Raw genomic sequence first — 8,595 nt, forward strand, 5'->3', positions numbered from 1 at the left:
TCAGAAAGCCCAATTCCCATTGCGAAAAACTGGTTCAATTGATCCGTCTTCTTTTTCCCCATCAATAGCTAAATCATGAGAACCGATCATAAAATCGACGTGATTGATGCTATCATTTAGTCCGATTTTCTCCAGCTCTTCTTTCGTCATATCGGATCCGTCTTTGATGCACATTGGCAGTCCGGCGCCTAACGCAATATGGCAGGAGGCATTTTCATCGAACAATGTATTGTAGAAAATAAGATTTGAATTTGAAATCGGAGAATTGTGCGGCACAAGCGCCACCTCCCCTAAATAACAAATGTTTTCATCAATAGTTAAAAGATTTTTCAATGTTTCATAACCTGTCTCAGCCTGGAAATCAACGACTTTCCCATCCTGGAATGTAAGTGAAAAATTATCAATTAATACTCCGTTATAATTTAACGGCTTTTTGCTAGTTACGACGCCGTTAACCCCATATTTTACCGGAACAGTAAATACTTCTTCTGTCGGCATATTCGGAACATAGGAAGTTCCCGCTTTATTTGTAAATTGGGCGCATAACCATTGATGTTCATTTGGAAGTTCGATTGTTAAGTTGGTTCCTTCTGATTGATAATGAAGCTTTTTATATTTTTTTTCATTTAAGTAGTCCACTTTTCGAGTGAGATTCTCAATATGCGACTGCCATTTATGTATAGGGTCTTCTTCCATCACCCGGGTAACGGTAAATATAGCTTCCCACAACTTTTTTACACTTTCTTCCTTGCTTTCCCCAGGAAAAATTTGAGCTGCCCATTCTGGTGACGGAACGGAAATAATGCTCCAGCTGATTTTTCCCGTGATCGTATAATCATTAAACTCTTTCATTGCTGTTGCCGCTGTTTTGTTGACAATGGCGACTTTTTCAGGGTCAATGTCTTTTAAAAGCGTTGGATTTGGTGCGTAAATTTGCAGTAGAGCTGTATTATTTTTAGCCATTTCGACATATCCGTTTGCTCTCCACATCGGAAACTCTTTTAAGCCTTCCTGCGGCGCAAGCCTATACTTTAATAAAGTTAATTCTTCATCGTTATAATCGACGTAAACGGTTTTAGCTCCTGCAAGATAGGCTTTTTCTACCACCTTTCTGACAAAATCCGCCGAATGGATAGGTGCCTGGATCAAAACATGCTGCCCTTCTTGGACATTTAGCCCTACTTTAATTGCCAATTCAGCATACTGGTCAAGATACGTTTGAAAATTGTCCATATAAACCCCCTTGTTATTTTTGCCATCTTTTTATTATAAATTTTTTTCGTTATTTTGTTAACTATTTTGAACATTATTACTATATACAAAAAATCAGGCCGCCGGAAGTTTGGCGACCTGATCGGTTTAAGCCTCTAATTGTTGTTGGCTACTTGCTTGTGATGAATAAACAGTTGTATCTAATTCTTTTGTCACCTTGCTTGTTAATAGCCCTGCCGTCATGCTTCCGCTCACGTTCAGCGCTGTGCGGCCCATGTCGATTAGCGGCTCGATCGAAACAAGAAGTCCAACGATTGCAACAGGCAAGTTCATCGTCGATAAGACAATAAGTGCAGCAAATGTTGCTCCCCCTCCGACACCTGCCACACCGAGTGAGCTTAGTGCGACGACAACGATCAATGTCAAAATAAATGAAGGACTTAATGGATCAATCCCGGCAGATGGTGCAACCATAACCGCCAGCATAGCTGGATAAATGCCTGCACATCCATTTTGCCCGATCGATAGCCCAAACGAGCCGGCAAAATTGGCGATGCCTTCTGGAACTCCGAACTCTTTCGTCTGTGTGCTCACATTTAGTGGCAGCGTTCCTGCACTTGTTCTCGATGTAAATGCGAATGTAAGAACCGGCAGCGCTTTTTTCACATAGGTCAAAGGGCTTAACCCCGATAAAGAAAGAATAAGTAAGTGAATAATGAACATGACGATTAACGCAATGTAAGAAGCAACCACAAATTTGCCCAGTTTCCAAATCGCATTTAAATCACTCGTTGCCCCAATCTTTGTCATTAATGCAAGTATTCCATATGGAGTTAAACGCAACACAAGTGTTACGACCCTCATGACAATGGCGTAAAGCGAATCTACAATTTTCGCGAACAATTCCGCTTGTTCAGGGCTTTTTCGCTTCACACCGAGAAAGGCAATCCCAATAATAACGGAAAAAATAACAACAGCAATTGTCGATGTAGGGCGAGCCCCTGTGAAATCTAGAAATGGATTGCCAGGAAGCAATTCAAGAATCTTTTGCGGTGCTGTCATGTTTTGAATACTATCTAGTTTTTGATTCACCGTTTGCAGTTGAAGCGTCTCAGCATCTCCTTTATGAAGCTCAATTCCTTGAAGATGGAACGAAAGCGCCGACGCAATGCCGATGGCCGCTGCAATGGCGGTAGTCACGAGCAATGTCCCAATCACTAAACCTCCGACTTTACCTGCATTTTTTGACAACTTCGTCTTAATAAATGCAACAAGAATCGATATAAAGACGAGCGGCATGACGATCATTTGCAGCAATTTAACATAGCCGTAACCTGCAATGTTAAACCAATCTACCGAATGAACAATGACGTTAGATGTCGGACCATAAATAAATTGCAAAATAAGCCCGAACACAATTCCTATTCCTAATGCCGTAAATACGCGTTTAGAGAAAGAAACGTGCTTTCGTTGCATGTAAAATAGGACGGAAATTAAAAGTAGCATAATAACGATGTTGACAATTACGAGAAATGTAGACACCCTATTTCTCCCCCTTTATTCGTTTAATAAAAAAACTATATTACATGTATTCCGATACGTCAAGTAGGAATTACTTGCGTCTATCCTCCCTCCTTTTTATATTTTCTTTCCCCTTATTTTATTCGAACAAGTTCCGGATTATTGCTATCCATATATGAAAATAGGAGCTATAAAACAACATATTTCAGGAATAGCAAACTTATTATGTAAGTATCATCTAATAACCGATAGAGGGGGGATTGCATGCCTTATTTGAAGTTAGAAAACAATGTAAAACTATACTATGAAGCGCTTGGTGAAGGTACTCCGGTCATCTTTGTCCACGGCGTTTGGATGAGTGGCAAATTCTTTCAAAAACAACTTCCTTACTTTCGTCAAAACTACCGGGCGATTGCTTTAGATTTAAGATGCCATGGAAAGTCATCTCACGTTCACTCCGGTCATACGATTACGGGATATGCCGGAGATCTTCATAAGTTTATACAAACTTTTAATCTGAAAGACATTGTGCTGGTTGGCTGGTCAATGGGGGCATTTGTCGTCTGGGAATATATGAAGCAGTTTGGTCAAGAAAATATAAAAGGAACGGTCATTATCGATGAATTAGCATCGGATTTCAAATGGCCGGATTTCCCGATCGGCGCGTTTAATATGGAAACGCTTATCCACTTTATGAAAGAGATTCAAACGAACAGAGATTCATTTGTGAAAGAATTTATTCCGTTAATGTTTAAAAATGGCCTTGCCGATGAAGAAATGGACTGGATGTTCGCGGAAGTAAGTAAGCTACTGGAATCGGTTGCGAGCGCCATTCTATTTGATCAATCGGTGGTCGACTATCGTTCACTATTGCCGACAATTAAGATCCCGACCCTACTTTGCTTCGGAAGAGAAGAAAAACTGATTCCTGTTGCCGCAGGGAAGCATTTACAGGAAAACATCCCGAACTCAAAGCTAGTGGTCTTTGAAAATAGCTGCCATTGCCCGTTTCTGGAGGAAGCTGACTTGTTTAATAAGGAAGTTGATGCGTTTATAAAGTCTCTCAATTAACTGAAAAACAACAGCGCGCAGCTGTTGTTTTTATTGTTCCTCAAAGTAATTTTTGTAATAGCCGCCGACTTTTCCGGTATTGTCGACAATAAAATAAAAGTCTTCGGTTTCATTTTTCACGTCGTACGTTTTTCCGGCAGTCAACACGCGGTCCACCATATACTTTTCAGCGTTTGTATGGACACATTTCACTTTTTTTATCGTTTCTTTTTCAAGCCATGTTTTATGTATCATTCCCATTGCTCCTTTGCCAAAGCTTAATCTTCCATTGTCAGTATACCATTTTTAATCAACTAAAAACCAGCCGTTACAACCTTAAAGAAAGTTCTTAAAAGAAAAACTAAAGGTAACCCGGATTTTCTTCTTTTTTGAAAATCCGGGTTAATAATGCAGTTTTTAAGATTATGCTTTCAATACGGTAAATGAAATTATATCTCTTCTTAGCTTACTTCTTTATAGTACGACCGAACAGTCATTTCGTAATAGCCAAAATAAATAAGTATATACACCGGCACGCAGATGAAAATAGGGATGGCGACGCTTACCGGCATCATTTTTTCCAATGCTTTTAAAGCAAATAGCGTATGAAGCACTCCGAGAATGAGAGGAGCGGTAAAGACGACGGCCATTTGCTTTCGGATCGCGCGCTTCTTCTCCTGGTTTGTTACTCCGACTTTTTGTAAAATGTCGTATTGTGGCTTGTCCGCAGCCGCTTCCATCATTTGTTTGAAATAAATGATTGACCCTGTCGCAAGCAGAAAGACTAATCCTAAGAAAACCCCGATGAAAATCATGAGTCCTGAACTTTGCAGCCCTTCACTAAACAAGTGATAATAATCGCTGTACTGCTCGCTGTTTTTAACAGCCTTCGCAAGATTGTTTGAGAGCGCTTCGCTGTCCCGTTCGTTTTTCACAGTAATATTGCGGACAACCCGCTCTTTGCCAGTTTGTTTCACCCTGTCGTATACATGATCCGGCACGACTAGTACGAACTCACCAAAATCTGAAAGGTAATAAGCACCGGCGCCTTTAATTTTCATCCGCATCGAAGACTTACCAATATTCAGCTGGACGGATTTATGGACATATGAATCATCAAATCCGCTTAAATTATCATCATATGAACCATCGACCGCAAATACTTCTCCGGGTTTTAAATGCACGTTTTCACTTTTGCCGATTTGTTTCATATATGAATGAAATTCACTTTCCGGCATAAGATGGAATCCTTCATCGATCATGTACCGGATGTTGCTAACATACCGAACACCGCTTACTTCCCCTTTGACAAACACCGTTTTTAGCGCGACATCGTTTGTCACCGGATGATTCGCTTTTTCTCTATTTAATGCGGCATTCACTTTTTCATCCAGGTGTTTATCTTTTTTCACATATGAATAACTGAACGGACGCATCTGGTCTGCCGTCTGAAACGTGCTTATATATACTGTTGCCGAAAAACCGACGGCACAAAGCGTTACAGCACTAAGAACACTAATCGTCGCAAGTGACGTCGCATTTCCTTTGATCCGGTATAAAAGCTGCGATGTGCTAAAAATGTTCATTCCTTTATAAAAGGAACGTTTTTTCTTTTTCGCTCGTTTCAACATAGCAACCGTAAAAAAATGGAACAACATGTACGTTCCGGTGACCGTAAAAAAGAGAATGGCGAACGCGAGCGGTAACAACCCGAGACCTTTAGTAGCAATTTTCATAAAAAAGAGCGCCATTGTGTAGCCCGTTGCAATGAATAAAATGGCGACGGCCGCCATCAACCAGGATCCTTTCGGGACGCCCTCTCCTTCCTTTTCCGCAGAAAACAGCTCAATTAGCTTAAAACGGTATATGAGCCGATATCCTTGAAAGGATGTATATAGAATAATCAAGAAAAAGACGGCAAATGTTTGCAGGACTGCTCTTACAGGAATTTCAAAGGTTACGTGCAAATCAAGCCCCATAAGCACAAGAAGCAAGCTTAAAAACGCTTTTGAAAGCAAAGCACCTATCAAAATCCCAATCATGAGACTAATTAAACCCATACATAAATTTTCGTAAAAGAGCATTTTTCCGATTTGCTTTTTCCGCAGGCCCAAAAGGGAGTATAAACCGACTTCTTTTTTTCGTTTGCGTGTAAAAAAGCCGTTAGAGTAAATCATAAATAGCGCCACAAATAAAATGAGCAGAACGCTTGAAACACTAAACCCTCCTGAAATTTTCGTTGACGCGTCCGCCGCTTTTTCAATTTGTGAATTATACTTAAGCGACACAAAGGTGTAATACATAACAATGCTGAAAATCATTGAAGCGAAATAAAGAAAATAGTTTTTGAAATTTCGCTTCACATTTCGGATCGCAAGGTTAAATAACGTCACTTACGCCACCTCCGATGTCGGACAATATAGCCAAAATCGAGGAAAAAAACTGTTTGCGCGATCTCTCTTCTTTATACAGTTCCTTAAAAATGCGGCCATCTTTAATAAAAAGGACACGGCGGCAATAACTTGCGGCAAACGCATCGTGTGTGACGAGTAATATCGTCGCCCGTGCCTTTTCGTTTAGTTGTGTTAAGCTTTCTAACAAATCTGTTGCAGATTTTGAATCAAGCGCCCCTGTTGGTTCATCTCCGAAAATTAATGTCGGATTTGTAATGATCGCGCGAGATGCGGCACAGCGCTGCTTCTGCCCGCCAGAAATTTGATACGGATAGTGGTTCAAAATCCGCTCAATCCCAAAAGTTGCTGCGATTTTTTTAACCCGGTTATCGATTTCTTTTGCATTGACTTTCGCCAGCGCAAGAGGAAGTGCAATATTTTCTGCAACGGTTAGCGAATCAAGCAAATTATAATCTTGAAAAATAAAGCCGAGTTTATTGCGCCGAAATAACGCAAGCTTATCTTCTTTCATTTTGACGATATTGTTCCCGTCAATGTAAATTTCACCAGACGTTGGGCTATCAATTGTTGAAATCATATTTAATAACGTTGTTTTCCCGGCGCCAGAAGGACCCATTATCCCGACAAACTCTCCTTCCTTCACGGTAAATGAAACATTATCCAACGCTTTATATTCATTCCCCTTTCCTTTTGTAGAATAGATTTTAGAAACATTTTTCGCTTCTAATACGACATTCATCTTGTATTCCCTCCCATTTCGATTGGGCCTTTAATTGGCGGCCTATCCATATTCGTTAATTTTTCACTTATAACTTTACAGATGGATAGAAACAGGAGCCATCTAATTACCTTACAGTTGGCTTACGATTTTGTAAGAAAAAAGCCTATTCCTTTAAGTAGTCAAGGAACAGGCTAAATAAACTCTTTTATCTTATTTTGAAAAGAAACCTTTTAAAGCGAATGCCACGTTTTGTGGTCTTTCGGCTAAACGGCGCATATAGTATCCGAACCAGTCGTCGCCGTACGGGATATAGACGCGCATATTGTACCCTTCTTTAACCAATTGCTGCTGCATTTCCGTTCTAAATCCGTATAGCATTTGGAACTCGAATTGATCGTTCGGAATGTTGTTTTCTTTTACGAATTGTTTGACTTTCGCAATAATGTTATGGTCATGTGATCCAATAGCGGTAAAGCTTCCACTGAGAAGATGGGCTTTAATAATTTTCCAATAATTTTCATCAACGTCTTTTTTATCCTGGTAAGCAACTTCGGGCGGCTCTTTATACGCCCCTTTTACCAGGCGGAGCGAAACCCCTTTCAATTCTTCGATATCTTTTTCCGTCCGGTATAAATACGCTTGAATGACCGTACCGACATTGTCGTATGTTTTCCGCAATTCTCGTAAAATGTCCAAAGTAATTTGGCAGTGAGAATAATCTTCCATATCAATTCTGACAAAAAGGTTATGTTTAGTTGCTGTATCTAGTATACGGCACATATTGTCAAAGCAAAAGTCATGATCGATATCAAGACCGAGTTGCGTCATTTTTACGGACAACGTGCTTTTCACACCGGATGTAGCGATAGCTTCAAGCGTTCTCACGCAATAATCAGTCGATTCAATCGCTTCTTCACGGCTTGACACAAACTCTCCTAAATGGTCAAGCGTTGCCACGATACCTTTATCGTTCAATTCTTTTACTGCCTGGATTGCACTTTCGATCGTTTCGCCGGCAACGACTTTCGAGGCTCCGAATTTTAGTCCCCATTTTCTTGCCGCTTTATTCAATGTCTTGTTCTCAGATACTGCAAGGAAAAAGTTTTTTGAAATTGCCGCTAACATGGATAGTACCCCCCCTATGAAGTTCGCATTGCAGCTCGGCTAAAAGCTGCAATGCATAATTTGTTTATAGTGTTTCGCCTGTCGTCTTCGCTTGCATATGCAAGATGAGGTAGTCAGGGCCGCCCGCTTTTGAGTCGGTTCCTGACATGTTGAAGCCGCCAAATGGCTGGTAGCCGACAATCGCGCCTGTACATCCGCGGTTGAAGTAAAGGTTGCCGACATGGAACTCTTCTCTTGCGCGTTCAATGTGCTCGCGGTTGTTCGAAATGAGCGCGCCTGTTAAGCCGTAGTCGGTGTTGTTCGCGATTTCCATCATATGATCGAAGTCACGCGCCTTGCAGAACGCGACAACCGGCCCGAAAATTTCTTCTTGCATTAAGCGGTCGTTTTCTTTTACATCGGCAATGATTGTTGGCTGGATGAAGTAGCCTTTGGAGTCGTCCCCTTCACCGCCTGTCATTAAGCGCCCTTCTTGTTTGCCGATTTCAATGTATTTCATAATTTTGTTGTACGCGGCCTGGTCAATGACTGGACCCATGTAAGTGTTCACAT

Annotated in this window: 8 protein-coding genes; 1 reads left to right on the plus strand and 7 read right to left on the minus strand. The window is 40.9% G+C overall.

Annotated features, from left to right (window positions below; translation table 11 throughout):
- Together H538_RS0114110 and H538_RS0114115 are read right to left on the minus strand one after the other, a co-directional pair.
- A complete protein-coding gene (locus tag H538_RS0114110; protein WP_026678166.1) occupies window positions 1-1,233 on the minus strand; it encodes an aminopeptidase in 1,233 nt (410 codons plus the stop codon).
- 126 nt (window positions 1,234-1,359) lie between these two features.
- A complete protein-coding gene (locus H538_RS0114115; protein ID WP_026678167.1) occupies window positions 1,360-2,754 on the minus strand; it encodes an L-cystine transporter in 1,395 nt (464 codons plus the stop codon).
- A gap of 243 nt (window positions 2,755-2,997) precedes the next feature.
- On the opposite strand from H538_RS0114115, the gene H538_RS0114120 reads away from it, so the two are divergent.
- On the plus strand, window positions 2,998-3,804 hold the full coding sequence (locus tag H538_RS0114120; protein ID WP_026678168.1) for an alpha/beta fold hydrolase: 807 nt from the start codon (window positions 2,998-3,000) through the stop codon (window positions 3,802-3,804).
- 30 nt (window positions 3,805-3,834) lie between these two features.
- On the opposite strand, the gene H538_RS0114125 is transcribed toward H538_RS0114120, so the two are convergent.
- The 5 genes from H538_RS0114125 to H538_RS0114145 all read right to left on the minus strand — a co-directional run.
- Window positions 3,835-4,038, minus strand: a complete 204-nt coding sequence (locus tag H538_RS0114125; RefSeq protein ID WP_026678169.1) for a DUF6501 family protein — start codon at window positions 4,036-4,038, stop codon at window positions 3,835-3,837.
- A gap of 206 nt (window positions 4,039-4,244) precedes the next feature.
- Window positions 4,245-6,176 (minus strand): ABC transporter permease, encoded by a 1,932-nt coding sequence (locus H538_RS0114130; protein ID WP_026678170.1) that lies wholly within the window; start codon window positions 6,174-6,176, stop codon window positions 4,245-4,247.
- A complete protein-coding gene (locus H538_RS0114135) occupies window positions 6,163-6,936 on the minus strand; it encodes an ABC transporter ATP-binding protein (protein ID WP_026678171.1) in 774 nt (257 codons plus the stop codon). The genes H538_RS0114130 and H538_RS0114135 overlap by 14 nt, the downstream gene beginning before the upstream one ends.
- 192 nt (window positions 6,937-7,128) lie before the next feature.
- Window positions 7,129-8,043 carry a proline dehydrogenase family protein gene (locus H538_RS0114140; protein ID WP_026678172.1) on the minus strand — a complete coding sequence of 305 codons (915 nt, stop codon included), beginning with the start codon at window positions 8,041-8,043 and terminating at the stop codon, window positions 7,129-7,131.
- Between the two features lie 64 nt (window positions 8,044-8,107).
- The coding region (locus H538_RS0114145) for an aldehyde dehydrogenase family protein (RefSeq protein WP_154657981.1) at window positions 8,108-8,595 on the minus strand (488 nt) is incomplete at its 5' end.

It is taken from the genome of Fictibacillus gelatini DSM 15865 (assembly GCF_000430745.1).
Lineage (GTDB): Bacteria > Bacillota > Bacilli > Bacillales > Fictibacillaceae > Fictibacillus_A > Fictibacillus_A gelatini.